The organism is Pseudomonas sp. H2_D02 (assembly GCF_054677635.1).
In genome coordinates, this window is sequence record NZ_CP162816.1 from 2,597,906 (window position 1) to 2,622,212 (window position 24,307).

Here is a 24,307-nt window from a genome sequence, read left to right on the forward strand (position 1 = left end):
GCAAGGTGCCATTATTTTGCTGCTATTCGGAAGACTGGGTTTTGATGTGGGTCAACGGATATCGGCGAGTCGTTGTGGGAGCGGGCTTGCTCGCGAAGGCGTTGGGTCAGTTACTGCTGTGCTGGCTGAACCACCGCCTTCGCGAGCAAGCCCGCTCCCACATGGGATGCGTTCAATCTGAGATATCGGGCAACCCAAAAAACGCCCGGGCGCAGGCCGTGCTGTGGGCCGCCAGGTCTTCCTGGGTTTCGCCCCGGTGCAAGGCCACTTCGCGCAACACCTCCGTCAGGTAGGCCGGTTCGTTGCGACCGTTCTTCGGTTTGGGCCGCAGGGTGCGTGGCAGCAGGTACGGCGCATCGCTTTCGAGCATCAGCCGGCCGCGGGGAATCTCGCGCACCAAGGGATGCAAATGCGTGCCCCGGCGCTCATCGCAGATCCACCCGGTGATACCGATGTGCAGATCCAGGTCGAGGTAGCTGAACAGCGCCTTCTTCTCGCCGGTAAAGCAATGCACCACCGCGGCGGGCAATCGGTCACGGAAATCCCGGAGGATTTCCAGCAGGCGCTGGTCGGCGTCGCGCTCATGAAGGAAGACTGGCAATTGCAACTCGACGGCGAGGGCAAGGTGCTCCTCCAGGACTTTTTCCTGCTGGGGGCGCGGAGAAAAATCACGGTTGAAGTCCAATCCGCATTCACCCACCGCGCGGGCGCGGTCCTGCTTGAGCAGATCCTTCAGGTGCCGGGCACTGTCGGCGGTCCAGTCGCTGGCGCTGTGGGGGTGGATACCGGCGGTGGAAAACAGTCGTTGCCCGTCTTCATCGAGATGCTGGCACAGTTCGAGCGCCTGTTCGCTGCCCTCGATGCTGGTACCGGTCAACACCAATTGGCAGACCCCGGCTTCATAGGCGCGCTCAAGCACGGCCTGGTGTTTGTCGGCGAAACTGGGGTTGGTCAGGTTGACGCCGATATCGATGAGTTGCATGGTGCTACCTCGGCCCAAAGGGCGGAAAGCATATCAGAGCTGTAGAAATACAAGAAAAGCCAAGAACTACAACGAGTTGGAGCTGTCTGTTGAGGCCACGAGACAGGTCGGGGGTGGTGCAAATGCCATCGCTGTGCCAGTCTTTCGCACTTTTCAGCGCCCCAAGGTGCTCTGTTTCTGTCGACCCGGTCTCGCTTTTGCGAGGCGATTGGCTCGCCAGTATCGTTCCGGAGAGTGGATGACACGTCCCCAGGTGTTGCTACTGTTGTGTTGTTCGCTGCTGTTGCCGATGCCGGCCGACGCCCGGCTGCCTGGGCCGGTGCAGGCCGTTGCGCCGGGAACCACGCGCGACCTGGCGCAAATACGCAGCAGCCGGGTGTTGAGAGTATTGGTCAATCAGAGCCGCAACAGTTCCGGCGAAGTCCAGGGCCAACCCATCGGCGTCGAATATCATCGGTTGCGTGCTTTCGAGCAGTACCTCAATGGCCATGCCCGGGATGGCCAGGAAATTACCCTCAAGATCATTCCCAAAGCCAAGGACCAGTTGCTCGGTGCCTTGCAGCGTGGGGAGGGCGACCTGGTGGCCCCTGGCGAATTGCTTGAGCCACAAGCGGGCCATGCGGTCAGCGCCAGTGATCCGATCCGCACCGATGTGCCCCTGCTGCTGGTGGGCATCAAGGGCGAGAAGCGTTATACCCGCGTCGAACAATTGTCTGGCAAGACCCTGGCCTTGCCCAACGGCAGCGCGGCGGGCGACGCGGTCAGCCAGATCAACCAGAAGCTGGCGTTGCTGAAGTTGCCTGCGGTGAAGATCGAATGGGTCGATCCCACGCTGGCAGTGGAGGACGTGCTGGAAATGGTCCAGGGCGGAATCTTCCACCTGACCATCGTCGAGCAACCAATCGCCGAACGCTGGGGCAAGATCCTTTCTAAGCTGCGCTTTGACCGCCAGGTGCTCATCGGCGAGCCAAGTGACGAACATTGGTTCGTTCGTCGCGACGCCGCGATGTTGCGAGCGAGCATCGACCGGTTCCTGGCGACCTATAAAGTGCCCGCCAATGAGGACGCTGCATTCCTGCGCATCTACCGCCGCTTGTATCAGGTCCACTATCCGCTGGCCCGGGCCGATCGCCAGCGCCTGGAAAAACTGCGTCCGGTCCTGCAGAAGCATGCCCAGGCCCAAGGCATGGACTGGCTAAACCTGGCGGCCCTGGCGTTCAAGGAATCAGCCCTGCAACCCAAGGCGCGCAGTGGTGGCGCCCCAACGGGCCTGATGCAGATTACGCCGTCCGCGGCCCAGCGGGTTGGAGTCGATAACATTCAGGACCTGGATGCCAATGTGCAGGCCGGTGCCAAATACCTGGCCATGATCCGCCGCAAGTTCTTCGCCAGCTCCAAGCTCAACGAGCGCGAGCGGATGGCGTTTGTCCTCGCTGCCTACAACATGGGCCCCGAGCGCGTGCAAGGCATGCGTGCCGAGGCCCGGCGGCGAGGCCTTAATCCTGACCAGTGGTTTTTCCAGGTCGAGCGAATCGCCATGGAGCAGGTGGGAATGGGCGCCGTCAGCTACGTTAATAGTGTGAATAAATACTATCTGGCGTTTGACCGGGAGCGAGAGTCGCTGGAGTCCCAGGAACGAGAGGTGGTTTTGCGGAAGTGATCAAATAAACTGATTATTATGGCGGAGATTTTGCGCTATTTCAATAGGATTATTTGATTAATATGGCGTCCAACCACACATACACCAAGGAATGCACCCCATGAGCACTCTCATCAACAAAGTATTGTCCTCCCGTGCTGGCTACGGCCTGACTGTTTTGCGCGTCGTCGTAGGGATCATTTTCGCCGCCCACGGTTCGCAAAAGCTGTTTGGTCTGTTTGGCGGTTATGGCCTGGCAGGGACGGCGCAATGGATGGAAAGCATTGGCCTGGCTCCGGGTTACCTGATGGCAACCTTGGCGGGCGGCACTGAGTTCTTTGCCGGGCTGGCTTTGATCATCGGTCTGTTGGTGCGCCCGGCGGCATTGGGGCTGGCAATCTTGTCGCTGGTTGCGATTTTCTCCGTGCACATCGGTAATGGTCTGTTCATGGCCAACAACGGTTACGAGTTTGCCTTGGCCTTGCTGGCGGGTAGTGTCGCGGTGCTGATCGAAGGCGCAGGCAAGCTGTCCGTGGATCGGGCCATTGCTGGCTGATCGCTCGCTTGAATCATCGAGGCCCGTCCAGTACGGGCCTTTTTTGTGGGCGGCGATTCTTGACACTGCCCGGTTGGCTTCTCTAGGATGCCGCTCATGCGCCGATTTAAACAGCTACTTGCGGGGCGCCAGGTGACTCATCCAGTTGCCGATAGAAGCCAGGAAACACGGCTTCGAAATACCGCTAAAGCGCTGGTTCGGTGTTGCCTCTCACCTGCCATGCAGACTTTTGAGGCAGAGACACGACACGATGAACACACCCAGCCCCCTTGTACGTCTTGCGCCAATCACGGCGAACCTTGTCCGACGCAACCCCAAAATTCTCCTCGGCGGTACTCACCAGCCGACGCTGTTGCGTTATCTCGACGGCTGGCCGCGGCGTAGCCATGGCCCGGCGGCTTTCCTCATCCAGTTTGTCGAGGACGGCGAGTCATTGGCGCGTTTCGCCAATGACAGTTTCGACTTGGCCGTCATCCAGTCCCCTACGGGGGCGGAAGCTCCCGAAATGATCAAGCAACTGACCCGTGTAGCCAGGCAAGGGCTGATTACACGCCGTTAAGGGCGTCAGCCTTTGGCCTGGGCCCTGAATTGGTTGGCGTGCATGCAGTTGAGCACGATGTTGCTTCGTGTCGACCAGTCAGTGTTGATGATATGGAAGCGCTGGATATAGCTCTCGCTGTCCTTGGACGCGAACCAGAGGTCCACTTTGTCGCTGAAATCGTCCGGGACGTAAAGGCCGGTATATTTGGCGCATTGAATGGCACGCAGAGCGTAGGGCCTTTTGGGCTTGGAACTGGCTTCGTCCATGAAGACTTTCAGTGTCGAAGTGCTTATGTAGTTCTCCCCGATCCATTGTTGTTCGACACCGGGCCAGTAACCGTCGCCGGAACGCCAGTTATAGGAAATGACCACGTTCTTTCCCGGCATCTGTTGTCGTAGTTGCTCCAGCGTAAGATAACTTTGGGAATACGGTATTAATCGGTTCCCAATCGTTTGATCGATCAAGGCATGGAGTTCTTCATGTGAAGCTTCGGTGAAGTTCTTGAACTGATGGAAGTTCAAAATGATTATTTCATTCTGGCGTCCGGGATCCGCATAGAAGGCATTGAGCGCGCCAAGCACATCGTCGGCCACGGTGCGGCCAGAAGCGGTGAGGTGATACAGCTGAAAACGACGTGGATGGCCGATGGGTTGGCCAGGGAAAAGCTCTACACGCAAGTCGAGCACCCGAAATCCCCGCATGATCTGATCGCGGACAGGCACGTCCTGGGTGATTTCGTTGGGCAGCATCATTTTCGAAGCTTGCTTGTCAGACCCCGAGTCATGCGTGCCGGGCAGGATCAATTCATCGATACGAAGTTTATAAATGCCCGGTGTGTTATCCATCCAGCGGTCGCTGAAGTTTGCGTTCATGTTATTCATCCTTGAATAATCAGGTGATTAATTAAAAGTGCGCGTCTGGCGCACATTTAATTTCCTGCATGGGCAAGTTGAAGTCAAACCAAGAATGTCTCTGTCTTGTACTTCAATGTTTCGTTGCTGTAGAAGTTGTAATCAGGTTGGTTATAGGTATTCGATGCGGGTGATATAGATCAGTTGTTCTCCGGCAGGTGTCTGGACTCGGACTTCGGCATCCAGGGCTTTGCCAATCAATGCCCGGGCGAGCGGCGAATCGATACTGATCAGATGTTGTTTTAAATCCAGTTCATCGGGCCCGACGATGCGATAGCGCGACTCGTTGCCATCCTCGTCCTCCACAGTGACCCAGGCACCGAAGTAAACCTTGTTCGGGTCACTGGGCTTTTCACTGACGACTTTGAGTGCTTCGAGGCGTTTGGTGAGGAAACGCACGCGACTGTCGATTTCCCGGAGCATCTTCTTGCCGTAGGTGTACTCGGCGTTCTCCGAGCGATCGCCCTGGGCCGCCGCCTCGCTGACCGACTGGGTCACCTGGGGGCGGCGCACGTGCCAGAGCTCATGAAGTTCGGCGCGCATCCGCGCTTCACCCTCGGGGGTGATCAGCGCGGTGCCGGCGGTGCGGGGAGGGCGATAGCGACTCATGGCGACTTCTTGTGATGACGAGGCCCGAAGTCTATCAACCCTCGCGCAACACTGTCAGCGGGCTGGCGTTGAGCGCTCGACGGGTACCGAATACACCTGCGCCACCGATCAGCAATGCTCCCACCAACGGCAGCACCAGCAGCCATGGGTGTGGATGCCAAGGCAAGTCGAGGGCATAGCGGTAGAGGACCAGGCTCACCAGTTCCGAACCCAGGGCGGCCAGCAAGCCGCTGACCGCACCCAGCAAGCCGAACTCGATGCGCCGGGCCTTGGTCAGCAGCGGCCGCTCGGCGCCCAGGGCGCGTAGCAATGCGCCTTGCCGGATCCTTTCGTCGAGGGTGGCCTGCAAGCCCGAGAACAGCACGGCCATGCCCGCCGCCAGTACGAACAGCAAGACATACTCCACGGCCAGCGTCACTTGGGCGAGGATACTGCGCAGCTGTTCCAGCAAGGCTTCGACTTGCAGGATCGTGACCGCTGGAAAGGCCCGGGACAGGTCGACGATCTGTTGATCGTGACCGGGCGCCAGATAAAAACTGGTGAGGTAGGTGGCCGGCAGATCCTTCAGGGTGCCGGGCTGGAAGATCATGAAGAAGTTCGGCTGGAAGTTGTCCCAGTTGATCTCCCGCAAGCTGGTGACCTTCGCTTCCCGATTGACGCCGCCAACGCTGAACACCAGGCGGTCGCCCAACTTGATCTTGAGGTTATCGGCGACCTTGCCTTCGACCGAAACCCCCGGGATATCGTCCGACGGCTGCTGCGACCACCAGGACCCGGCAGTCACGACGTTGCCCGCCGGCAAATCCTCAGCCCAGGTCAGGCTCAGGTCTCGCTGCAGTGCCCGGTCACCTGCCGAGTCCTTGGTGACGAACTCCGTGGCCGGCTCGCCATTGATGCTGATCAGTCGCCCGGGTACCACAGGATAGAGAGGGGCCGATTGCGCCGACAGAGCGACCAGTTTGTCGGTGAACGCCTGCTTGTCGTTGGGCAGGATGTTCAGGGCAAAATAGTTCGGCGCGTTTTTCGGCAGCTGGTTTTGCCAGGTGTCCAGCAACTCGCCGCGCAGCAGCGCAATCAGGGCCATGGACAGCAGGATCAGGCCGAACGCCAACGCCTGGCCGGCAGCCGCCAGGGGATGACGCAGCAGTTGGCCGAGCCCCAGCCGCCAGGGCAGCGAGGCACGCGCCAGCATCCTGCGCAGGCTTTGCAACGCCAGTAACAGCAAGCCGCCAAGCACCAGCGCAGCAATCACACCACCACCGAGCAAGGCGAAGGTCAGCACCAGGTCCAGGCTCAGGCGCCACATGATCAGCCCAAGCGCGCCCAATGCGGCGCCGTAGACGACCCAACTGCTGGAAGGGATCGGCAGCATGTCCCGTCGCAACACGCGCAGCGGTGGTACCCGACCCAGGGCGGCGAGCGGGGGCAAGGCGAACCCCGCCAGGGCCACCAGCCCGGTGCCGATCCCGGCAATGGCCGGCAGCATCCCGCCTGGCGGCACGGTGGTGGGCAGCAGGTCATGCAGCAAGGCAAACAACCCCAACTGGGCGATCCAGCCAAGCAGCGCGCCGCTGATGCTCGCCAACAGGCCCAGCATTGCCAGTTGCAGGCTGAACAGCACCATGGTTTCGCGGCGGGACAGGCCCAGGCAGCGCAACAGCGCACTCGCATCGAAGCGGCGGGTGGCGAAGCGGTTGGCCGAGAGGGCGACGGCGACGCCGGACAGCAACACCGCCACCAGGCTGGCCATGTTCAGGTAGCGCTCGGCCTTGCCCAGAGCACCGCCGATCTGTCGATTGCCATCCCGGGCGTCTTGCAAGCGCTGGTTGGGTTCCAGGCCTGGCTTGACCAGGTCGCGATAGGTCTGCAATGCTCGGCGCCGGACCGCGCCACAGGTCGCGATAGCTGACCCGGCTGCCCGGTTGCACCACGCCCGTGGCATCCAGGTCCTGGAGATTGATCATGACCCGAGGCGTCAGGCTGTAGAAATTACCGGCGCGATCCGGTTCGTAGGTCAGCACCCGGCTCAGGCGCAGGGTCTTGTTGCCGACATCGATGCTGTCGCCAATCTTCAGGTCCAGTGCCGTCAACAGGCGTGCTTCCACCCAGGCTTCCCCTGGGGCCGGTCGTCCACCGGTTTCTTCCGGGGCGAAAGGGGCCGGGGCGCTTTTCAACTCGCCACGCAAAGGGTAGATGTCATCGGCTGCCTTGACGCTGGACAGCTGGATGCCGTTGTCGGTGGCGACCACGCTGGAGAACTCGACCACACGAGCATGTTCCAGGCCCAGCTCGGTGCCGCTGCGGATCTGTTCCGGGCGGGCAGGGGAACTGCCTTCGAGCAAAAGGTCGGCGCCGAGGAATTCGGTGGCGCGCATCATCATCGCGCCATTGAGCCGGGCACCGAAATAACCGATGGCGGTGCTCGCCGCCACGGCCACCAGCAGGGCGAAGAACAGCACGCGCAGTTCACCGGCGCGGGCATCGCGCAGCAACTGGCGGACGGCAAGACTGAACAGGCGCAACAGGGGCAACAGGGGCAAGCGTGCCATCAAGGCTCCAGGGGCGCGACCATCTGGCCGGCTTCAAGTCGGATCAGGCGCCAGGCAGCGATGGGCCAGGCGTTCGTCGTGGGTGACCAGCACCAGGGTCGTGCCGCGTTCCTTGTTCAGCTCGAACAACAGATCGCTGATGCGTTCGCCGGTGTGGCTGTCGAGGTTGCCGGTGGGTTCGTCGGCAAACAGCACGTCGGGTTCGGCGGCAAACGCACGGGCAATCGCGACGCGCTGTTGTTCACCGCCGGAGAGCTGGCGTGGCGAATGGGTCAGCCGCTGGCCAAGCCCCACCCGTTGCAGCAGTTGCGTGGCGCGCTCGCGGGCGTCCTTGCGACCGTCCAGTTCCAGCGGCAGCATGACGTTTTCCAGTGCGTTGAGGCTGTCGAGCAACTGGAACGACTGGAAGACGAAACCGACGTGTTCGGCGCGCACGCGGGCCCGTTGATCTTCATCCAATGTACTGAGGGCCTGGCCGGCAAGGGTGACTTCACCGCCGCTGGGCAGATCGAGGCCGGCGAGCAGGCCCAGGAGCGTGGATTTGCCGGAACCGGATGCGCCGACAATGGCGAGGCTGTCGCCTTTGTTCAGTTCCAGGCTGAGTTCGTGCAGGATGGTCAGTTCACCTTCCGCGCTGGGAACCACTTTGCTAAGGTCCGTCGCGGTGAGAATGCTTGAGCCCATGGAGAATCCGATGCGAGTGTGGTTTTTGAGTGCCGGCCTGGCCTTGATGTGCATGGCCCAGAACGCAGCGGCGGGTACAGTCCTGATCGTTGGCGATAGTATCAGCGCGGCTTTCGGCCTGGATACCCGGCAAGGCTGGGTGTCGTTGCTCGAACAACGGCTCAAGACCGAGGGTTTCGACGATAAGGTGGTCAATGCTTCGATCAGTGGCGACACCAGCGCAGGTGGGCTGGCACGGCTGCCGGCGCTGCTTTCAGCCCATAAGCCGGAGCTCGTCATCCTGGAACTGGGAGGCAACGATGGCTTGCGTGGACAACCGCCAACACAATTGCAACAAAACCTTGCAGCGATGATCGACAGCTCCCGCGCCAGTGGGGCGAAAGTGCTTTTGCTCGGGATGCAACTGCCCCCCAACTATGGACGCCGCTATACCGATGCGTTCGCACGGGTCTACAGCACGTTGGCGGAGGAGAAAAACGTGCCGCTGGTGCCGTTTTTTCTCAAGGAGATCGGAGGTGTGCCCGGGATGATGCAAGGCGACGGATTGCACCCGTCCGTCGCAGCCCAGGGCAAGTTGCTGGAAAATGTCTGGCCGACGCTGAAACCGCTGCTTTGACGCTTTTCTACAGGCGGTGTTTCGGCTAATGTGGCGCCCCCGATTTGGAGCCCCCGATGCCGCGTCCAGCCTGGTCCCTGTTTGCCTACCAACTGATCGAGCCCGACGAGCAGTTGGATCTGTTCGCCTGTCAGGAAGTACGGGTGCACTTGGTGACCCGGCAGTTGGAGCTTGGCGGTTCGGCCGACCGGACGCTGTGTGGCAGTCTGCTGCCGGCCCAGCCGCGCTGGTCGAGCGTCGATCGCAAGATTTTCCAGGACCATCGCCTGTGCTCGCTGTGCCGGGCAATCCTGGAGTCCCAGAAACGCGGGACTTCGCCGATCTGGCCGGAGTTGCGGTTCGAGTTGTGATCCTCCTGGCTCAAAGTATCGCTTTTTTGTGGGAGCGAGCTTGCTCGCGATAGGCAGGCACAGCCCCATACAGTGCAGGCAGGCTCACTGCCAATCGCGAGCAAGCTCGCTCCCACAGGGTTTCAGTTCAATCCCCCGGCATGCTGCGCATCGGGCGCTTCAGCGCCGCTCTCCCCGAAATAACGGGTGGCAGTGTACAATCGCCGCTTCCACACCCTCTGTTCGATCTGCGAAGGATTTCCCGGATGTTGCCGCGCTTGCCTGCCGTCGCCCGCTGCCTGTCTCTTGCCGCCCTGTGTATGGCTGGTCCCGTTGCTGCCCTGGAGCTGCCTCTGCCACCGCCGGGTGAAGACATCGTCGGCCAGGTGCAGGTCATCAAGGCCAAATACGAAGACACCTTCGCCGACCTGGGCACCACCTATGACCTGGGCTACAGCGAGATGGTCGCGGCCAACCCTGGGGTCGATCCGTGGCTGCCGGGCGCGGGCACCGAAATCGTCCTGCCGACCCGCTTCATCCTGCCGCCAGGCCCGCGCGAAGGGATCGTGATCAACCTCGCCGAATACCGTCTCTACTATTTTCCCAAGGGGCGGAACGTGGTCTACACCTTCCCGCTGGGGATCGGCCGTGAAGGCTGGGGCTCGCCTATCGCCCACACCAGCATCATCGCCAAGACACCGAACCCGACCTGGACGCCTCCAGCTTCGATCAAGGCTGAACACGCCGCCGATGGCGATCCGCTGCCGAACGTCGTACCGGCAGGCCCTGACAACCCGCTGGGTCCGTTCAAGTTCACCCTGGGCACCCCGGGCTACCTGATCCATGGTTCGAACAAGAAGTTCGGTATTGGCATGCGTACCAGCCACGGTTGCTTCCGGATGTTCAACAACAACGTATTGGAAATGGCGAGCATGGTGCCGGTGGGGACTTCGGTGCGAATCATCAACGACCCGTACAAGTTGGGCGTAAGCGGCGGCAAGGTTTACCTGGAAGCCCATACGCCGCTGGACGACAAGGGCAACCCGTCCGTGGTGGACAAGCACACCGCGGTCATCAACGCGATGCTCAAGCGGGAAGACATCACCAGCAACTTGCGCATGAACTGGGACGTGGTGCGTGACGTGGTGGCTGCCGAAGACGGCCTGCCGGTAGAGGTTGCCGTTCCGAATACTTCGGCACCGATGGTATCGAGCGCGCCGGTCGATCTGACCCAATAAGCGACTCTACGACAACCCGCCCACATTCCAGGATGTCGGCGGGTTTTTTATCGCCAGGAGAATACCGGGCAATAAAAAAGCCGACCCACTAGTGGGTCGGCTCGATAACAATCCCGAAGGACTATTACTTGCGGCTAGCTTTTTCCAGCATGCGCAGAGCACGCTCGTTAGCTTCGTCAGCAGTCTGTTGTGCTTTTTGAGCAGCAGCCAGAGCTTCATCAGCTTTACGGTAGGCTTCGTCTGCACGAGCTTGGGCGCGAGCTGCTGCGTCTTCGGTGGCAGTCAGACGTGCTTCGGTTTCTTTCGATGCGCTGCTGCAACCGGTAGCCAGAACTGCGGCCAGGGCCAGAGCAGAGAATTTCAGAACGTTGTTCATCGTGTTCCCCTTCAAGGACTTTCTATTTAGTGACTGTCTCCCCAGAGTGAGGAGTTAGCCGGCGTACATACTACTCATTACTTGTAGTAAGTAAACTGACGTAGCGCAAGAAGCAAAAAAATTGTAGGCGGTGATTCTTTTTCAGGCAACTTTTCTGTTGGTTGTTTAAAAAATACACAGCCTCAACCGTGGGAATGGAGCGTGCCGCTGAAAAAAGTTCCGCAGACCGGTCAACTCAACCGAAGGCGCTAAAAGTCGTTGTTTATTGATTCTCCTGGACTTTTGTTCATTTTTTGTGCAGTCCGCCAGGGATCTTTTATTGCTAATGGCGGTGACTTTAACAGCGGGCGCTCGTCTCAAGACTCAACAACTGGCGATGTTCAGCTATAGCGTCTGGACCGACTAGCGCTTGAAAGTGAGGCTCAACCGATAAACCCGTCGAGGTTCACCACTTCAGTGACAGGCGTGTCTTGAGCATTTGCGTCATTGGTGCCTACTATTCACGACGTGCTCAGGTTTGGGCGGCTGGTTTTTTGCCCTCGGTGACCGGATTGGCACGGGGTGGCGTAGAGGTTCCTTCGCCGGAAAAACATCGGTAAGGTAGGGGTCGGCATTCAGACCCGCGAGGAGTAGTGATGAGCGAGGCGGTTTCCATCCACCATGACCAGGCTGGTCATCAGTTCGAGACCATTGTGGACGGTCATCGTGCCTATCTGACCTATATGGACCTGGGCAAGCAGACCTTGGACATCTATCGCACCTTCGTGCCCAACGCATTGCGTGGCAGGGGGATCGCCGCGAAGTTGACCGAAGAGGCGCTGCGGTTCGCTGAAGAAATGGGCTACACGGTGATCCCGTCCTGCTCCTATGTAGAGCGCTACATGGAGCGCCACCAGCGCCACGCGGCGAAGCTTTGATAGACCAAGAATTCACCATAAAAAAACGCCGGGCTGCAAAGCCCGGCGTTTTTTTATGTCTGAAGGAAGCAAAGGTCGCAGGCTTCGCCAGCTCCTACATCCCCGCTCCAAAGTGTAGGAGCTATGTAGGGTAGGAGTTGCCGAGTGCAACGAGGCTGCGATCTTTTAGCCGCGCTGACGCTTAGGCAGCACATCCTTGAGCTTGGCATGCATGCCGCGCAAGGTCTTCTCGGTCGCGCTCCAGTCGATGCAGGCATCGGTGATGGAGACGCCGTACTGCAAATCGGCGAGGTCTTTCGGAATCGCCTGGCAGCCCCAATTCAGATGACTTTCCACCATCAGGCCGATGATCGACTGGTTGCCTTCCAGGATCTGGTTGGCGACGTTTTCCATCACCAGCGGTTGCAGTGCCGGGTCCTTGTTGGAGTTGGCGTGGCTGCAATCGACCATGATGTTCGGCTTGATCTTCGCTTTGTTCAGCGCCTGTTCGCACAGCGCGACGCTGACCGAGTCATAGTTCGGCTTGCCGTTGCCACCGCGCAGCACGACGTGGCCGTAGGCGTTGCCCTTGGTGGTCACGATCGACACGCCGCCTTCCTGGTTGATGCCCAGGAAACGGTGGGGGCTGGAAACCGACTGCAAGGCGTTGATGGCGACGGTGAGGCCGCCGTCAGTGCCATTCTTGAAGCCGACGGCCGACGACAGGCCGGAGGCCATTTCGCGGTGCGTCTGGGATTCGGTGGTGCGCGCGCCGATGGCCGACCAGCTGATCAGGTCCTGCAAATATTGCGGGGAGATCGGGTCCAGGGCTTCGGTGGCGGTGGGCAGGCCCATTTCGGCCAGGTCCAGCAGCAACTGGCGGCCGATGTGCAGGCCGTCCTGGATCTTGAAGGAGTCGTCCAGGTACGGGTCGTTGATCAGGCCCTTCCAACCAACGGTCGTCCGAGGTTTCTCGAAATACACCCGCATCACCAGGTACAAGGTGTCGGAGACTTCCGCCGCAAGCACCTTCAAGCGCTCGGCATATTCGTGGGCAGCCTTGATGTCATGGATCGAGCAAGGCCCGATGACCACGAACAGGCGATGGTCGGTGCCGTCGAGGATGTTGCGGATGACTTCCCGACCCTTGGTCACGGTGCGCAGGGCAGCGTCGCTCAAGGGAATGTCGCGCTTGAGCTGGTCAGGCGTGATGAGGGTTTCGTTGGAGGCGACGTTAAGGTCGTTGATCGGTAAATCAGCCATCGTGTTACTCGTCAGGTCACGGGTGCCGGCCGCCAGCGATCCCCGCGCGGCGGTGCACAGCGGATTTAAGCGCGTCGGGGAGCCGAACCTTAGCGCGTTAGGAGGTGGCTCGACAATGGGCAGGCACGGGTTTAATCCCTATTTGTCTGGCCATCGAGCCCGAAGGCTGGCTGTAATGAGGTTCTCATGAGAAAAGCGATGGACCCGTGGCGAGGGAGCTTGCTCCCGCTCGGTTGCGCAGCGACCGCAAAGTCTTGGGGCCGCTCCGCCCGAGGCGTCGGACCGTCCCAGCGGGAGCAAGCTCCCTCGCCACAGGTGTTTGGATGACCTTAATTACGAAGGCAGGCCGGGGATTAATTTCACGGCTGCTTACAATCTGGATTGCATGCCGTCTGGCCCCCGTTGATAGTGTGCACGGATTGTTTTCAAAGAGGACTACGGTAATGCAGGCAGGCGTAAAAGCGCGGATAGGAATGATCGGCACCGGGGCGATTGGCGGCTTCTACGGCGTGATGCTGGCACGTGCCGGCTTCGATGTGCATTTCTTGTTGCGCAGTGAATTTGCCGCCGTGGCCGAAAGCGGCCTGCGAGTCGACAGCGCAGTCCATGGCACGCTGGCCCTCAACCCGGTCCAGGCTTACCGTTCGGCAAACGAAATGCCGCCTTGCGACTGGCTGCTGGTGGGCGCCAAGACCACCAGCAATGCCGACCTGGCCCCGGTCATCATCCAGGCTGCCGCTGACGGCGCTAAAGTCCTGTTGCTGCAGAACGGGCTCGATGTCGAGGATGATCTGCGGCCGCTACTGCCCGACTCACTGCATTTATTGGGCGGCCTGTGCCTGGTCTGCGTTCACCGCGTCGGGCCGGGCATCGTTGCCCATCAGGCCCTTGGCGCGGTGAATATCGGTTATCACAGCGGTCCTTGCCAGGGCCAGGACGAACGCATGGCGATTGTCGAGGAGGGGGCTGGGTTGTTTCGTGCCGCGGGTATCGACTCCCAGTCCATGCCCGACCTGCAACAGGCTCGCTGGCAGAAGCTGGTATGGAACGTACCGTACAACGGCCTCTCGGTGCTGCTGGGCGCCAGCACCACGCCGTTGATGGCCAATGACCACAGTCGCGGTCTGGTCCAGGCCTTGATGGCGGAGGTGGTACGCGGTGCGCAAGCCTGCGGGCATCAAATCGCACCAGGGTATGCCGACTATCTCTTTACGATGACCGAAAAGATGCCCGACTATTGGCCGAGCATGTATCACGATTATTCCCATGAACGGCCGTTGGAGCTGGATGCGATCTACGGCCGGCCACTGGCAGCGGCGAAGGCGGCGGGCTGCGATTTGCCGAAGATCGAAGCCTTGTATCAGGCGCTGGCGTTCCTGGACCGCCGCAATCGTTGATGGATGAAGGGGGACAGCATGGCGAATAACATCGACGACAAACTGGTGCTGGCGATTTCATCGCGAGCCTTGTTCGACCTGAGGGAAAGCCACAAGGTCTATCTTTCCAGTGGTGTCGAGGCCTATCGGCAATACCAGATCGAGCATGAAGACGAGGTCCTTGAGCCTGGGGACGCCTTCGCCCTCGTACAGAAATTGCTCAATCTCAACGAGCACCTGGGGCGAGCCCGTGTCGAGGTGATCCTGGTGTCGCGCAACAGCGCCGACACTGGCCTGCGGGTGTTCAACTCGATTCATCATTACGGCCTGGCGATCTCCCGCGCCGCGTTCGTTGGCGGTCGAAGTCCTTATCCATACCTCAAGGCGTTCGGCTGCGACCTGTTCCTCTCCACCCATGCCGAAGATGTGCGCAGCGCATTGGACGCCGGATTTGCGGCGGCAACGATCCTGTCAGGCGGGGCCAGCCGTGCCGCCAGCGAGGAGCTGCGCATCGCGTTTGACGGTGATGCGGTGCTGTTTTCCGATGAGTCTGAACGCATCTATCAGAGCGGTGGCCTCGAAGCCTTCCAGGCCAGTGAACGCCAAGCCGCGCGCGAGCCACTGCGAGGCGGGCCGTTCAAGGGGTTCCTGGCGGCGCTCAATGCCCTGCAGCGCGAATTCCCGGAGGATGCCTGCCCGATCCGCACGGCATTGGTCACGGCTCGGTCGGCGCCGGCCCATGAACGGGTCATCCGTACGCTGCGAGAATGGGATATTCGTCTGGACGAGTCGCTGTTCCTGGGCGGCCTGACCAAGTCGGCATTCCTCGAAGCCTTTGCCGCCGACGTGTTTTTCGATGACCAGACCGGCCATTGCGAGCTTGCCCGCGAGGTGGTTGCCACCGGGCATGTGCCCCATGGCATCAGCAACGAAGTGAAGCTCTGACCGCCCGTACTTTGAGGCGTTACGCCACACGTCACGCTCGTTGGCGCGCTGCTAAGCTGAATCAATCTCCGCCATTCTGGCATTCGAGGAGGTCACATGATTCGTTCGATGCTGTACGCCACAGACCTGGGGCTTTATGCCCCTTATGTGATGCAGCATGCCTTGGCGTTGGCACGGACGTTTGAAGCCGAGTTGTATGTAGTGCATGCGGTGGAACCGATGGGGCTGTTCGCCGAGTCGGTGTTGCAAAGCTATCTGGACGAGCAGGCGCTGAACGAATTTCATCGCCAGGGTCTGAATACGGTGATGGCCAATATCGAGCAGCGAGTACTGGACAGCTTTCGCGAGGAGTTGGGGGAGGGGCAGCAGGACTTGCAACTGATCAAGTCGGTGAGGGTATTCCAGGGTGACCCGTCCCAGGTCATTCTCGAGCAGGCTGCGAAACTCTCCGTCGATTTGTTGATCGTAGGCAGTCACTGCCAGGGGGCGAATGGAGAAACTCCTTTGGGCAGGACCGCCGCACGGGTATTGCAGTTATCCCGGGTGCCGGTCTACCTGGTGCCGCTGGTCCAGCGCCGCATGGCAGGGAGAGGCCTAGGGCTAAATGATGGCTTTTTTATAAAAAGTTCTAGATTTATTAATACAACCATTCATATAGTTATATGCCGTCGCTGATGCCCGTCGCATCCAACTGCTTTGAGGGATACATATGAAGCTTCAACAATTGCGCTACATCTGGGAAGTGGCGCACCACGACCTCAACGTTTCCGCTACCGCACAAAGCCTCTACACGTCGCAACCTGGCATCAGCAAGCAGATCCGCCTGTTGGAAGACGAACTGGGCGTCGAAGTCTTCGCCCGCAGTGGCAAGCACCTGACCCGCGTGACCCCGGCCGGTGAACGCATCATCACCACGGCTGGCGAGATCCTGCGCAAGGTCGAGAGCATCAAGCAGATTGCCCAGGAATTTTCCAACGAGAAAAAAGGCACGCTGTCCATCGCGACCACTCACACCCAGGCCCGTTATGCGCTGCCGCCGGTGATCAGCAATTTCATCAAGCAATACCCGGATGTCGCGCTGCATATGCACCAGGGCTCGCCGATGCAGATCGCCGAGATGGCCGCCGACGGCACCGTGGACTTCGCCATTGCCACCGAAGCCCTGGAGCTATTCGGCGATCTGGTGATGATGCCGTGCTATCGCTGGAACCGCTGCGTGGTGGTGCCCCAGGGCCACCCGTTGACCAAATTGCCGAAGCTGACCCTCGAAGCGTTGGCCGAGTACCCGATCGTGACCTACGTGTTCGGTTTCACCGGTCGTTCGAAACTCGACGAAGCCTTCAGTCATCGTGGCTTGACCCCGAAAGTGGTGTTCACTGCCGCCGACGCCGACGTGATCAAGACCTACGTTCGCCTGGGCCTGGGCGTGGGCATCGTGGCGAAAATGGCCGTCGATACCAAGCTCGACAGTGATCTGGTGGTGTTGGACGCCAGCGAGTTGTTCGAGTCCAGCGTGACCAAGATCGGCTTCCGTCGTGGCACCTTTCTGCGTGGCTTTATGTGCGACTTCATCGAGAAGTTCGCACCGCACCTGACGCGCGAAGTCATGGCCAAGGCCATCCAGTGCCACAACAAGCAGGAACTCGAAGAGCTGTTCGACGGCGTCGAATTGCCGGTGCACTGACCGATAGCTAGATAGCCTCGGTGACTGCGAACTGTTGCCGGGCACCCGCCACGACGATTTCCACTTCATCCCCTTCGAACTTGCCCAGCAGGCTCCGGCCCAGCGGCGAGCGAGGGGTGATGACGGTGATCGGCTGCCCCACCAGCGAGACCTTCAGCCCCGCTGCGTCCGGCCCAAGGAATAGCCACTGTTGGCGGCCATCCTCATCTTCCAGCCCGATCAATGTGCCGACCTGGATACCGCGCTCTTCGTCGTAAGGCCTCAGTGTCAGGTTCTGGCAGAGAGCGAGCGCCTGGCGGATCTCTTCGACGCGTCGGGCTTGTCCGGCGGCAAGGTATGAAGCTTCCAGGCCGAGGGTGTCGTATTTGTTCTCCGCGATATTTTCTTCGTGGGTCGCGGTTTCGTAGGCGGTCTGCGCGGCGCGTTCGGCAATGTCGAGGTCAATCTTGAGTTTGTCGAGGATCAACTGGTGGACAGTCTGTTTGTTCATGATCACTCGCAGAATTGCAGGACGTTGGCGCGGCTTTTCTCGCTCGGCGCGTTCTGGTCCTGTTGCAGCCAGAACTGGCATTTGGGGTTCGACAGGTTGCGCGGGTTGCTACGTACCTGTTCCAGCGCCTGGCGCTGCTCGTTCTTCTGTAGGTTCTGCTGGAATTGCTCGAACATCGGCGTGGGCGGCTCGGGCGCCGGTTGCACCGCTGGCGGTTGCGCCAGTTGATGAACCGCAGCGGCCACCGGGGCCAGTTGTTCAGCGAAGAGGAACCTGGACAGCAACCAACCTGTCAGGACGATGGCGACGAATCCCAGCCACAGGCCCAAGGCGATACTGACGGTCAATTTCAAGGCTGAAAGGCGCGGCGGCGATGGGTAATCAGGCATGACTGCTTCCTGGCAGGGGCACGGTTAGGCGCTGATTGTCGCATGAAGATTAATCGCCGTCGGCCCTTCTGCATCATGGGTTTAATACGGGACAATCAGGCTTTGCCACAGGGAGTCGGGAATGACCGTGCGTTGGGATATTTTTTGCACCGTCGTGGATAACTTCGGCGACATCGGCGTCACTTGGCGCCTGGCGCGGCAATTGGTGGCCGAGCATGGGGTCGCGGTTCGGCTTTGGGTCGATGACCTGCGTGCGTTTGAACGGCTGTGTCCGGAAATAGACCCCGCGCTGTCCGAACAGTGGCAGCAGGGCGTTCAAGTGCGTCACTGGCCCAAGGATTGGCTGCCTGTCGAGGCGGCCGATGTGGTGATCGCCGCGTTTGCCTGCCAGTTGCCCAGCGCCTACATGGATGCGATGGCCGAGCGCCAGGTAACGCCGTTGTGGATGAACCTCGATTACCTGAGCGCCGAGGACTGGGTGATCGGTTGTCACGGTCTGCCGTCGGTGAAATACAAGCACGTGCAGAAGTATTTCTTCTTTCCAGGCTTCCAGGAAGGCACCGGTGGCTTGCTGCGCGAAGCGGGGCTGTTGGAGCGTCGTCGACAATTCCAGCAGGATGGCGCTGCACAACAGGTTTTCCTGCGGGGGCTGGGCGTCGAGCGGGAGCCTGGGGCACGTCTGATTTCGTTGTTCGCCTACGAAAATGCCGGGTTGGCGAGCTGGTTTGACACGATGGCGACGGATACCCGTCCGTGGCATGTCCTGGTTCCGGAAGGACGCATCCTGGGGGATGTCGAGCGTTGGGCGGGCATTGACGGCCTTGGGGCGGGAGCCTCGTATCGCCGTGGCGCCCTGACGGTGCAGGTATTGCCTTTCGTCCGTCAGGATGAATACGACCAACTATTATGGTGCTGCGATTTCAACGCCGTGCGCGGCGAGGACTCCTTCGTGCGGGCACAATGGGCGGGTCGGCCGCTGCTCTGGCACATTTATCAACAGGAAGAAGATGTCCACCTGGAGAAACTCGAGGCGTTTCTCAAGCTGTACACCGAAGGACTTTCCGAGCCAGCGGAAAAAGCGATCAGCGGTCTTTGGCGCACCTGGAATGCCGGTCAAGACATGGCCGAACACTGGAAAGCCGCCTGCGAGAAGGATCGGGAGTTGGCCGAACATGCCCGGTCGTGGTGCCTGGAACAGGCGTCACGAGCCGATCTTGCCACGGCGCTGGTGAAGTTTTACCGAAATTGGATATGATACGCGGCCTAGATTTTTGTAAATCCCATCCAAATTCGGATATTCGCAATGAAAACTGGTAAAGAACTCAAACCCGGTACCGTGATTCGTATCGACAACGATCCTTGGCTGGTTCAGAAAGCTGAATTCACCAAGTCGGGTCGCAACAGCGCGATCATGAAGACCAAGCTGAAAAACCTGCTGACCGGCTACAAGACCGAAACCGTCTACGGTGCGGACGACAAACTGGATGACGTGATCCTGGACCGCAAAGAAGCGACCCTGTCGTTCATCAGCGGCGACACCTACACGTTCATGGACACCACTGACTACACCATGTACGAGCTGAACGCCGAAGACATCGAAAGCGTTCTGCCATTCGTTGAAGAAGGCATGACCGACGTTTGCGAAGCCGTATTCTTTGAAGAGCGCCTGGTTTCCGTAGAACTGCCGACCACTATCGTGCGTCAGGTCGACTACACCGAAGGCTCCGCTCGCGGTGATACTTCCGGCAAGGTGATGAAGCCTGCCAAACTGAAGAACGGTACCGAGCTGTCGGTTGCTGACTTCATCGAAATCGGCGACATGATCGAGATCGATACCCGCGAAGGCGGTTCCTACAAAGGCCGCGCTAAATAAGCGAAGTCTTCTGTATGAAAAAGCCCGACCATTGAGTCGGGCTTTTTTATATCTATATTTCGACCCGGCCCCTGTGGCGAGGGAGCAAGCTCCCTCGCCACAAAAGCAAGGGATTACCTTCACTTCAGGTGTTGCTTAAGCTCTTGCGACGCTTGCAACATCGCCGAACGCACCGCTGGCACCTGGCTCACGACGTTGAGCAAACCATAGTCGTGGATCATGCCGTTGTAACGCACCGCCGTGACGGGGACGCCGGCCGCGTCCAGCTTGCGGGCGTACGCTTCGCCTTCGTCGCGCAGCACGTCGGCCTCGGCAGTCTGCACCAGCGCGGGCGGCAGGCCCTTGAGTTGCGCGGTGGTTGCCCGCAGTGGCGAGGCATAGATCTCGTTACGTTGCCCGGCATCGGTGGTGTAGTTGTCCCAGAACCACTTCATCATGTTCTTGCTGAGGAAATGTCCTTCGGCAAACTGGTTGTAGGACGCCGTCTCGAAACTGGCATCGGTCACCGGCCACAACAAGGCCTGGAAGCGGATTGCCGGGGTACCCTTGTCCTTGGCCATCAGCGCCACGACCGCCGCCATGTTGCCACCCACGCTGTTACCCGCCACGGCCAAGCGCTTGCCATCGACATTGATTTCCTTGCCGTGCTCGGCCACCCATTTCGTCGCGGCGTAAGCCTGGTTGATCGCCACCGGGTAATGCGCTTCGGGTGACGGCGTGTAGTTGACGAACACCGCGACGGCGCCCGAACCCGCTACCAGATCCCGAACCAGTCGTTCGTGGGTCGGGAAATCCCCCAGCACCCAACCGCCGCCGTGGAAGAACATGAACACTGGCAGCTCACCCTTGACCCCGGCCGGACGAACGATGGTCAGGCTGATCGATTGGCCGTCGACCTTGATGGTCTTCTCGCTGACATCGGCCTTGGGCAGTGTCAATTTCACACCTGCCTGGGCGCCGACCAGTACCGCGCGGGCATCCTTGGGTGACAACTGCTCCAGCGGCTTGCCGGTGCCGGCATTCAGTGCGTCGAGAAATGCCTGGGTGTTGTGTTCGACAATATCGCCGGCAAAGGCATTGCTGATGCTCAGGGCGAGAAGGGCGCCGGTCAGGGTTTTGCTGATGTTCATGTCTATCTCCTTGAAATTCGGTCGGGGAAGAGGGTTAAACGGCTACGTGCAGGCGCACGTCAACGTTGCCGCGGGTAGCGTTGGAGTACGGGCAAACCTGGTGCGCTGCATCAACGAGGCTCTGGGCTTCGGCTTGATCCAGGCCCGGCAAGGTGATGTGCAAGTCGATGTCGAGGCCGAAACCACCAGGAATCTGGCCGATGCCGACATGGGCGGTGATCGAGGCGTCATCCGGGATTTTGCGTTTGGTCTGGCTGGCGACGAATTTCAGCGCGCCGATAAAGCAGGCCGAGTAGCCAGCGGCAAACAGTTGTTCTGGGTTGGTCGCCGCACCGCCTGCACCGCCGAGTTCCTTGGGCGTGGCGAGCTTGACGTCGAGAATGTTGTCGCTGGAGATGGCACGACCGTCACGGCCGCCGGTGGAGGTTGCGATTGCGGTGTAGAGAGTTTTCATGGTGGAGGCCTCGTTTCTGGTTGAGTGTTTCGCGCTAAATGTTTGCGCGCTAAGTAGGTGTGAGGAGAATGTAATGCACTAATAATTTGCGCGCAAGATAAATTTTCGGGGCAAGATGGAGTCGGCAAACTGAAAAGGCCTGAAAGCCTTTAGCTAGAGCGATTTTTGAGAGTAGAAATTTTTCGAGGGGGGAGGGTAGACAGGGCTGCCGCTATCGCGAGCAGGCTCGTTCCACAGAGGTTGCTGGATGACGAGACCTTGCTTACATCAGAAATCCAATGTGAAAGCGAGCTTGCTCGCGATAGCGGTGGATCTGAACAGAGGATGTCGGATTTGCCGCCGCTTTCGTCGGAACGCCGCCCGGAGCAAGCTCGCTCCCACAGGGATCTTGGGTTTCCATGAGCTTTGCATTCAGCGCAGGACTATTGTGGGAGCGAGCTTGCTCGCGAAGACGTCGGCATATCCAACATCACTGCAAGCTGATCCACCGCTTTCGCGAGCAAGCTCGCACACAGGGATTAGCGGTGTTTCGGTGATTTAGAGGCTGTCTTGCAAATGCCCGCGCAGCTCTTGCAGGTCAAGTTGCAGCTTCTTCAATTGCTCCAGGGTCTGGCCGCTGGCGGCAAGGATGCATTGCGGGATGTCGAGGGCTTTTTTCTGCAGGGTGCGGCCCTGCTCAGTGAGCTCGACGATCACCACGCGTTCGTCTTCCCGACTGCGGGTGCGGCTCAGCAAACCTTCGGCCTCCAGGCGCTTGAGCAGTGGCGTCAGCGAACCTGGGTCGGTTAGCAGCCGGTTGCTGATTTCACCGACGGTTAAACCGTCTTTTTCCCACAGCACCATCATCGCCAAGTACTGCGGATAGGTCAGGCCCAATGCCTGGAGCAGCGGCTTGTAGACCTTGGTCATCAGCAGCGACGTGGAATGGAGGGCGAAGCAGACCTGGTTATCCAATAACAGGGCGTCGCAAGGGTCGGGGCTGTCGTGTTGAGTGCTCATGGCGAAACCTTTCAATCAGTAGTCCAGGTGAATCTAGCGGACGAACCTTTAATGCACCAGATAATTCTGACGACCTGATCAGCTATGCATTTCCTGGTTATCGCCAACTGCGTAGGATAGGCGCCCTTATAAAGGGAGAATCGTCTGTGGTCGAGGTCGTGCTGTATTTGCTGTTGGGCGCCGCATTGGGCACCTTGGGGGGATTGTTTGGCATTGGCGGCGGATTGATCGCGATACCGGTGTTGGGCGTATGGTTCGGTCTGGACCAGCAGATCGCCCAAGGCACGGCGCTGGTGATGGTGGTGCCCAACGTGATGTTGGCGCTGTGGCGTTATCATCAACGCAATCGCATCGAGATGCGTCATGTCCTGCCGTTGGCCTCCATGGGATTCTGCTTCGCGTGGCTCGGCTCCATCTGGGCCGTGGGCATTGACGCGCAAAGCATGCGAATCGGTTTCGTGGTGTTCCTGGTCGTGCTGGCGGCCTACAACCTCATCCGAATGTTCGCCGCGACGGCACCCGCTTCGGCGCAGATGCGCCACGGCTGGCCATGGCTTGGCGTGTTGGGGGCGGCGTCAGGGACGATGGGCGGTCTGTTTGGCGTCGGCGGGGCGGTTGTCGCCACGCCGATCCTCACCAGTGTGTTTGGCACCACTCAGGTCGTGGCCCAGGGATTGTCGCTGTCGCTGGCCTTGCCCAGCACCGGGGTGACCCTCGCCACCTATGCGTTTCACCATGAGGTGGATTGGTGGATCGGCCTGCCGCTGGCCATCGGTGGGCTGATGAGCATCAGCTGGGGCGTGAAAGTCGCCCACGCCTTGCCGGAGCGACTGCTGCGCGGGCTGTTCTGCGGTTTCCTGGTGTTGTGTGCGGTGTTGCTTATCTTTAAAGCTTGAAGCCTTCGACAATGTGCTCGGCCAGGCACTCGGTGATCGGCGACGGGTTGTGCAAGTTGCGGATCAACATGATGCTGGCCTCGGGCAGCTCCGGCAGGTTCTCCGCCTCACCGAGCACCCGCATGTCCGGGGTCAGCAGGCTTTCCAATTGCGCGGTGATCGCCAGGCCCGCGCCCACCACGGCCATCAGCGCCGACAGGCTCGAGCTGTTGTACGCCACGCGATAATCGCGGCCCATTGCATCCAATGCGTTGCACGCCCATTGCCGACAGAAACAATCACTGTTGAACATCGCCAGCGGCAGCGGTGTTTGTTCATGGACGTTGAAGCAGGCGGCTTCGGCCCAGACAAAGCGCTCCTTGCGCAGCAACTGGCCGATCTCATCCCCCGGCTTGCGGGTGACGATGGACAAGTCCAGGTCCTGGCGCAGCAGCAACTGCTTGGACGATTCGCAGTGCACTTCGATTTCGATCAGGGGATAGAACTGGGCGAAGCGTTGCAGGATCCCGGGCAGGAACCGCATCACGTAATCATCCGGCGTGCCGATGCGTACCGTGCCGACCATGTGCGGTTCACGCAGCGTATTGAACACTTCGCTGTGCAGCTTGAGGATCCGCCGGGCATAACCCAGCAACACCTGGCCCTCGGCGGTGAGCTTGACCTGGCGCCCGTCGCGCTCGAACAGCCGCCGCTGCAACACGTCCTCTTCCAGGCGCTTCATCTGCATGCTGACGGCGGATTGCGTGCGGTTGACCAGTTCCCCGGCGCGGGTGAACCCCCCTTGGTCGGCGATGGCAACGAAGGTACGCAGCACTTCCGTATCGATGCTCGGGTAACTCGACAATGGATCAATCTCCGAGATGTATTGCATAAGAAACATTC

At 59.9% G+C, this 24,307-nt stretch carries 24 protein-coding genes and 3 pseudogenes; 14 read left to right on the forward strand and 13 right to left on the reverse strand.

Features of this window, described 5'->3' with window-relative positions; all coding sequences use genetic code 11:
* Window positions 1–172: 172 nt before the first annotated feature.
* The gene (locus AB4N42_RS12090) at window positions 173–982 is read right to left on the reverse strand and encodes a TatD family hydrolase (protein ID WP_198797289.1); all 810 of its coding nucleotides are present in this window, start codon (window positions 980–982) and stop codon (window positions 173–175) included.
* Between the two features lie 238 nt (window positions 983–1,220).
* Between AB4N42_RS12090 and AB4N42_RS12095 the strand changes: the two genes are divergently transcribed.
* The 3 genes from AB4N42_RS12095 to AB4N42_RS12105 all read left to right on the forward strand — a co-directional run bounded on the left by AB4N42_RS12095 (window position 1,221) and on the right by AB4N42_RS12105 (window position 3,736).
* Window positions 1,221–2,642, forward strand: coding sequence for an MltF family protein (locus AB4N42_RS12095; protein WP_334598060.1), 1,422 nt, complete (start codon window positions 1,221–1,223; stop codon window positions 2,640–2,642).
* 100 nt (window positions 2,643–2,742) lie between these two features.
* On the forward strand, window positions 2,743–3,177 hold the full coding sequence (locus AB4N42_RS12100; protein ID WP_030141858.1) for a DoxX family protein: 435 nt from the start codon (window positions 2,743–2,745) through the stop codon (window positions 3,175–3,177).
* Window positions 3,178–3,427: 250 nt separating this feature from the next.
* The gene (locus AB4N42_RS12105) at window positions 3,428–3,736 is read left to right on the forward strand and encodes a hypothetical protein (RefSeq protein WP_030141859.1); all 309 of its coding nucleotides are present in this window, start codon (window positions 3,428–3,430) and stop codon (window positions 3,734–3,736) included.
* A 5-nt stretch (window positions 3,737–3,741) separates the two neighbouring features.
* Here AB4N42_RS12105 and AB4N42_RS12110 read toward each other — a convergent pair whose 3' ends face one another.
* The 4 genes and pseudogenes from AB4N42_RS12110 to AB4N42_RS12125 all read right to left on the reverse strand — a co-directional run bounded on the left by AB4N42_RS12110 (window position 3,742) and on the right by AB4N42_RS12125 (window position 8,471).
* Window positions 3,742–4,590, reverse strand: a complete 849-nt coding sequence (locus AB4N42_RS12110) for a PI-PLC domain-containing protein (RefSeq protein ID WP_080628611.1) — start codon at window positions 4,588–4,590, stop codon at window positions 3,742–3,744.
* A gap of 150 nt (window positions 4,591–4,740) precedes the next feature.
* Window positions 4,741–5,238 carry a transcription elongation factor GreB gene (gene greB / locus AB4N42_RS12115; RefSeq protein ID WP_030141861.1) on the reverse strand — a complete coding sequence of 166 codons (498 nt, stop codon included), beginning with the start codon at window positions 5,236–5,238 and terminating at the stop codon, window positions 4,741–4,743.
* Between the two features lie 34 nt (window positions 5,239–5,272).
* Window positions 5,273–7,787 (reverse strand): annotated as a pseudogene (locus tag AB4N42_RS12120) (ABC transporter permease).
* Window positions 7,787–8,471 (reverse strand): annotated as a pseudogene (locus AB4N42_RS12125) (ABC transporter ATP-binding protein). The pseudogenes AB4N42_RS12120 and AB4N42_RS12125 overlap by 1 nt, the downstream one beginning before the upstream one ends.
* A gap of 10 nt (window positions 8,472–8,481) precedes the next feature.
* On the opposite strand from AB4N42_RS12125, the gene AB4N42_RS12130 reads away from it, so the two are divergent.
* The 3 genes from AB4N42_RS12130 (at window position 8,482) to AB4N42_RS12140 (ending at window position 10,654) form a co-directional block, all read left to right on the forward strand.
* Window positions 8,482–9,087, forward strand: a complete 606-nt coding sequence (locus AB4N42_RS12130; protein WP_030141864.1) for an arylesterase — start codon at window positions 8,482–8,484, stop codon at window positions 9,085–9,087.
* 56 nt (window positions 9,088–9,143) lie between these two features.
* Window positions 9,144–9,437 carry a hypothetical protein gene (locus AB4N42_RS12135; protein ID WP_003199347.1) on the forward strand — a complete coding sequence of 98 codons (294 nt, stop codon included), beginning with the start codon at window positions 9,144–9,146 and terminating at the stop codon, window positions 9,435–9,437.
* Window positions 9,438–9,682: 245 nt separating this feature from the next.
* The gene (locus tag AB4N42_RS12140; protein WP_030141866.1) at window positions 9,683–10,654 is read left to right on the forward strand and encodes a L,D-transpeptidase family protein; all 972 of its coding nucleotides are present in this window, start codon (window positions 9,683–9,685) and stop codon (window positions 10,652–10,654) included.
* Between the two features lie 124 nt (window positions 10,655–10,778).
* Here the strand turns inward: AB4N42_RS12140 and oprI are convergent, their stop codons facing one another.
* Entirely contained in the window at window positions 10,779–11,030 is a 252-nt protein-coding gene (gene oprI / locus AB4N42_RS12145) for an outer membrane lipoprotei OprI (RefSeq protein WP_011335311.1), read from the reverse strand.
* Between the two features lie 635 nt (window positions 11,031–11,665).
* Between oprI and AB4N42_RS12150 the strand changes: the two genes are divergently transcribed.
* The gene (locus AB4N42_RS12150) at window positions 11,666–11,947 is read left to right on the forward strand and encodes a GNAT family N-acetyltransferase (protein ID WP_030141867.1); all 282 of its coding nucleotides are present in this window, start codon (window positions 11,666–11,668) and stop codon (window positions 11,945–11,947) included.
* 165 nt (window positions 11,948–12,112) lie between these two features.
* Here AB4N42_RS12150 and AB4N42_RS12155 read toward each other — a convergent pair whose 3' ends face one another.
* Window positions 12,113–13,189 carry a 3-deoxy-7-phosphoheptulonate synthase gene (locus AB4N42_RS12155; protein WP_030141868.1) on the reverse strand — a complete coding sequence of 359 codons (1,077 nt, stop codon included), beginning with the start codon at window positions 13,187–13,189 and terminating at the stop codon, window positions 12,113–12,115.
* Window positions 13,190–13,632: 443 nt separating this feature from the next.
* Here AB4N42_RS12155 and AB4N42_RS12160 point away from each other — a divergent pair, with 443 nt between their 5' ends.
* The 4 genes and pseudogenes from AB4N42_RS12160 (at window position 13,633) to cysB (ending at window position 17,194) form a co-directional block, all read left to right on the forward strand.
* Window positions 13,633–14,586 carry a putative 2-dehydropantoate 2-reductase gene (locus tag AB4N42_RS12160; protein WP_030141869.1) on the forward strand — a complete coding sequence of 318 codons (954 nt, stop codon included), beginning with the start codon at window positions 13,633–13,635 and terminating at the stop codon, window positions 14,584–14,586.
* 18 nt (window positions 14,587–14,604) lie between these two features.
* Window positions 14,605–15,510 carry a 5'-nucleotidase gene (locus AB4N42_RS12165; protein WP_030141870.1) on the forward strand — a complete coding sequence of 302 codons (906 nt, stop codon included), beginning with the start codon at window positions 14,605–14,607 and terminating at the stop codon, window positions 15,508–15,510.
* 96 nt (window positions 15,511–15,606) lie between these two features.
* A pseudogene (locus AB4N42_RS12170) lies at window positions 15,607–16,098 on the forward strand (universal stress protein); the annotation flags it as partial.
* A gap of 121 nt (window positions 16,099–16,219) precedes the next feature.
* Window positions 16,220–17,194, forward strand: coding sequence for an HTH-type transcriptional regulator CysB (gene cysB, locus AB4N42_RS12175; protein ID WP_003199376.1), 975 nt, complete (start codon window positions 16,220–16,222; stop codon window positions 17,192–17,194).
* Window positions 17,195–17,201: 7 nt separating this feature from the next.
* On the opposite strand, the gene AB4N42_RS12180 is transcribed toward cysB, so the two are convergent.
* Together AB4N42_RS12180 and AB4N42_RS12185 are read right to left on the reverse strand one after the other, a co-directional pair.
* Window positions 17,202–17,684: a GreA/GreB family elongation factor gene (locus AB4N42_RS12180; protein WP_030141872.1), complete on the reverse strand. Its 483-nt coding sequence runs from the start codon at window positions 17,682–17,684 to the stop codon at window positions 17,202–17,204.
* Between the two features lie 2 nt (window positions 17,685–17,686).
* On the reverse strand, window positions 17,687–18,073 hold the full coding sequence (locus tag AB4N42_RS12185) for a hypothetical protein (protein WP_198797283.1): 387 nt from the start codon (window positions 18,071–18,073) through the stop codon (window positions 17,687–17,689).
* Between the two features lie 121 nt (window positions 18,074–18,194).
* Here AB4N42_RS12185 and earP point away from each other — a divergent pair, with 121 nt between their 5' ends.
* Both earP and AB4N42_RS12195 read left to right on the forward strand, forming a co-directional pair.
* On the forward strand, window positions 18,195–19,328 hold the full coding sequence (earP, locus tag AB4N42_RS12190; RefSeq protein ID WP_460116250.1) for an elongation factor P maturation arginine rhamnosyltransferase EarP: 1,134 nt from the start codon (window positions 18,195–18,197) through the stop codon (window positions 19,326–19,328).
* Window positions 19,329–19,376: 48 nt separating this feature from the next.
* Window positions 19,377–19,946, forward strand: coding sequence for an elongation factor P (locus tag AB4N42_RS12195; RefSeq protein WP_003226785.1), 570 nt, complete (start codon window positions 19,377–19,379; stop codon window positions 19,944–19,946).
* Window positions 19,947–20,065: 119 nt separating this feature from the next.
* Here the strand turns inward: AB4N42_RS12195 and AB4N42_RS12200 are convergent, their stop codons facing one another.
* From AB4N42_RS12200 to AB4N42_RS12210, 3 genes are all read right to left on the reverse strand, one after another.
* On the reverse strand, window positions 20,066–21,076 hold the full coding sequence (locus AB4N42_RS12200; RefSeq protein WP_431144852.1) for an alpha/beta hydrolase: 1,011 nt from the start codon (window positions 21,074–21,076) through the stop codon (window positions 20,066–20,068).
* 34 nt (window positions 21,077–21,110) lie between these two features.
* Window positions 21,111–21,530 carry an organic hydroperoxide resistance protein gene (locus tag AB4N42_RS12205; RefSeq protein WP_030141876.1) on the reverse strand — a complete coding sequence of 140 codons (420 nt, stop codon included), beginning with the start codon at window positions 21,528–21,530 and terminating at the stop codon, window positions 21,111–21,113.
* A 537-nt stretch (window positions 21,531–22,067) separates the two neighbouring features.
* Window positions 22,068–22,529 carry a MarR family winged helix-turn-helix transcriptional regulator gene (locus tag AB4N42_RS12210; RefSeq protein ID WP_460116251.1) on the reverse strand — a complete coding sequence of 154 codons (462 nt, stop codon included), beginning with the start codon at window positions 22,527–22,529 and terminating at the stop codon, window positions 22,068–22,070.
* 146 nt (window positions 22,530–22,675) lie between these two features.
* On the opposite strand from AB4N42_RS12210, the gene AB4N42_RS12215 reads away from it, so the two are divergent.
* Complete coding sequence (locus AB4N42_RS12215; protein ID WP_030141878.1) at window positions 22,676–23,425, forward strand: sulfite exporter TauE/SafE family protein; 750 nt, start codon at window positions 22,676–22,678, stop codon at window positions 23,423–23,425.
* Here AB4N42_RS12215 and AB4N42_RS12220 read toward each other — a convergent pair.
* Window positions 23,415–24,269, reverse strand: a complete 855-nt coding sequence (locus AB4N42_RS12220; protein WP_030141879.1) for a LysR substrate-binding domain-containing protein — start codon at window positions 24,267–24,269, stop codon at window positions 23,415–23,417. The two genes, AB4N42_RS12215 and AB4N42_RS12220, sit on opposite strands and share 11 nt — an antisense overlap.
* Window positions 24,270–24,307: the final 38 nt, after the last annotated feature.

What these genes read in the sequence shown, in the direction of transcription:
- AB4N42_RS12090 (WP_198797289.1), bottom strand. Translation starts at nt 982, where the DNA reads ATGCAACTCATCGATATCGGCGTCAACCTGACCAACCCCAGTTTCGCC.
- AB4N42_RS12095 (WP_334598060.1), top strand. Translation starts at nt 1,221, where the DNA reads ATGACACGTCCCCAGGTGTTGCTACTGTTGTGTTGTTCGCTGCTGTTG.
- AB4N42_RS12100 (WP_030141858.1), top strand. Translation starts at nt 2,743, where the DNA reads ATGAGCACTCTCATCAACAAAGTATTGTCCTCCCGTGCTGGCTACGGC.
- AB4N42_RS12105 (WP_030141859.1), top strand. Translation starts at nt 3,428, where the DNA reads ATGAACACACCCAGCCCCCTTGTACGTCTTGCGCCAATCACGGCGAAC.
- AB4N42_RS12110 (WP_080628611.1), bottom strand. Translation starts at nt 4,590, where the DNA reads ATGAACGCAAACTTCAGCGACCGCTGGATGGATAACACACCGGGCATT.
- greB (WP_030141861.1), bottom strand. Translation starts at nt 5,238, where the DNA reads ATGAGTCGCTATCGCCCTCCCCGCACCGCCGGCACCGCGCTGATCACC.
- AB4N42_RS12130 (WP_030141864.1), top strand. Translation starts at nt 8,482, where the DNA reads ATGCGAGTGTGGTTTTTGAGTGCCGGCCTGGCCTTGATGTGCATGGCC.
- AB4N42_RS12135 (WP_003199347.1), top strand. Translation starts at nt 9,144, where the DNA reads ATGCCGCGTCCAGCCTGGTCCCTGTTTGCCTACCAACTGATCGAGCCC.
- AB4N42_RS12140 (WP_030141866.1), top strand. Translation starts at nt 9,683, where the DNA reads ATGTTGCCGCGCTTGCCTGCCGTCGCCCGCTGCCTGTCTCTTGCCGCC.
- oprI (WP_011335311.1), bottom strand. Translation starts at nt 11,030, where the DNA reads ATGAACAACGTTCTGAAATTCTCTGCTCTGGCCCTGGCCGCAGTTCTG.
- AB4N42_RS12150 (WP_030141867.1), top strand. Translation starts at nt 11,666, where the DNA reads ATGAGCGAGGCGGTTTCCATCCACCATGACCAGGCTGGTCATCAGTTC.
- AB4N42_RS12155 (WP_030141868.1), bottom strand. Translation starts at nt 13,189, where the DNA reads ATGGCTGATTTACCGATCAACGACCTTAACGTCGCCTCCAACGAAACC.
- AB4N42_RS12160 (WP_030141869.1), top strand. Translation starts at nt 13,633, where the DNA reads ATGCAGGCAGGCGTAAAAGCGCGGATAGGAATGATCGGCACCGGGGCG.
- AB4N42_RS12165 (WP_030141870.1), top strand. Translation starts at nt 14,605, where the DNA reads ATGGCGAATAACATCGACGACAAACTGGTGCTGGCGATTTCATCGCGA.
- cysB (WP_003199376.1), top strand. Translation starts at nt 16,220, where the DNA reads ATGAAGCTTCAACAATTGCGCTACATCTGGGAAGTGGCGCACCACGAC.
- AB4N42_RS12180 (WP_030141872.1), bottom strand. Translation starts at nt 17,684, where the DNA reads ATGAACAAACAGACTGTCCACCAGTTGATCCTCGACAAACTCAAGATT.
- AB4N42_RS12185 (WP_198797283.1), bottom strand. Translation starts at nt 18,073, where the DNA reads ATGCCTGATTACCCATCGCCGCCGCGCCTTTCAGCCTTGAAATTGACC.
- earP (WP_460116250.1), top strand. Translation starts at nt 18,195, where the DNA reads ATGACCGTGCGTTGGGATATTTTTTGCACCGTCGTGGATAACTTCGGC.
- AB4N42_RS12195 (WP_003226785.1), top strand. Translation starts at nt 19,377, where the DNA reads ATGAAAACTGGTAAAGAACTCAAACCCGGTACCGTGATTCGTATCGAC.
- AB4N42_RS12200 (WP_431144852.1), bottom strand. Translation starts at nt 21,076, where the DNA reads ATGAACATCAGCAAAACCCTGACCGGCGCCCTTCTCGCCCTGAGCATC.
- AB4N42_RS12205 (WP_030141876.1), bottom strand. Translation starts at nt 21,530, where the DNA reads ATGAAAACTCTCTACACCGCAATCGCAACCTCCACCGGCGGCCGTGAC.
- AB4N42_RS12210 (WP_460116251.1), bottom strand. Translation starts at nt 22,529, where the DNA reads ATGAGCACTCAACACGACAGCCCCGACCCTTGCGACGCCCTGTTATTG.